The 1,247-nt window shown below is 68.1% G+C and carries 1 protein-coding gene; it reads right to left on the reverse strand.

All coding sequences use genetic code 11. The features are described 5' to 3' along the window. Nucleotides 1-1,247, reverse strand: a 1,247-nt coding sequence (locus tag ACF07B_RS42925) for an acyl-CoA carboxylase subunit beta (RefSeq protein ID WP_392182945.1), incomplete at both ends; no start/stop codon positions are given.

The following is a 1,247-nucleotide window of genomic DNA, read 5'->3' on the forward strand; positions in this document are numbered from 1 at the left end:
AGGCCGCGGACGACGTGGGCGCGGGTCTGGGAGGGCATGATGACGCCGTCGATGTAGCCGCGTTCGGCGGCTGTGTAGGGGTTGAGGAGGGTGTCCTCGTATTCCTGGATGAGGCGGGCGCGGGTGGTGTCCTGGTCCTCGGCGGCGGCGATGGTGCGGCGGTGCAGGATGTTGACGGCGCCCTGGGCGCCCATGACGGCGATCTGGGCGGTGGGCCAGGCGAGGTTGAGGTCGGCGCCCAGGTGTTTGGAGCCCATGACGTCGTAGGCGCCGCCGAAGGCCTTGCGGGTGATGATGGTGATCAGCGGGACGGTGGCCTCGGCGTAGGCGTAGATGAGTTTGGCGCCGCGGCGGATGATGCCGGTGTGTTCCTGGTCGACGCCGGGCAGGAAGCCGGGGACGTCCACGAAGGTGAGCACGGGCACGTTGAAGGCGTCGCAGGTGCGTACGAAGCGGGCGGCCTTCTCGGAGGCGTCGATGTCCAGGCAGCCGGCGAACTGCATGGGCTGGTTGGCGACGATGCCGACGGGGTGGCCCTCGACCCGGCCGAAGCCGGTGAGGATGTTCGGTGCGAACAGTGCCTGGGTCTCGAAGAACTCGGCGTCGTCCAGGACGTGTTCGATGACCGTGTGCATGTCGTAGGGCTGGTTCGCGCTGTCCGGCACGATCGCATCGAGCTCGCGGTCCTCGTCGGTGAGCGTGAGGTCCGCCTCCTCCGCGAAGACCGGGGGCTCGCTGAGGTTGTTGGACGGCAGGTAGGACAGCAGCTGCTTGACGTACTCGATGGCGTCTTTTTCGTCGCCGGCCATGTGATGGGCCACGCCGGAGACGGCGTTGTGGGTGCGGGCGCCGCCCAGTTCCTCGAAGCCGACGTCCTCGCCGGTGACGGTCTTGATGACGTCGGGGCCGGTGATGAACATGTGTGAGGTCTGGTCGACCATGACCGTGAAGTCGGTGATGGCCGGGGAGTAGACCGCGCCGCCCGCGCACGGGCCGACGACCAGGCTGATCTGCGGGATGACGCCGGAGGCGTGGGTGTTGCGGCGGAAGATCTCGCCGTACATGCCCAGCGCGCTGACGCCCTCCTGGATCCGCGCGCCGCCGGAGTCGTTGATGCCGATGACCGGGCAGCCGGTCTTCAGCGCGAAGTCCATCACCTTCATGATCTTCTGGCCGAAGACCTCGCCGAGTGCCCCGCCGAAGACGGTGAAGTCCTGGGAGAACACCGCGACGGGGCGGCCGTCGAC

Origin of the sequence: Streptomyces sp. NPDC015532, from assembly GCF_043078065.1 — a bacterium.
Classification (GTDB): Bacteria; Actinomycetota; Actinomycetes; order Streptomycetales; family Streptomycetaceae; genus Streptomyces.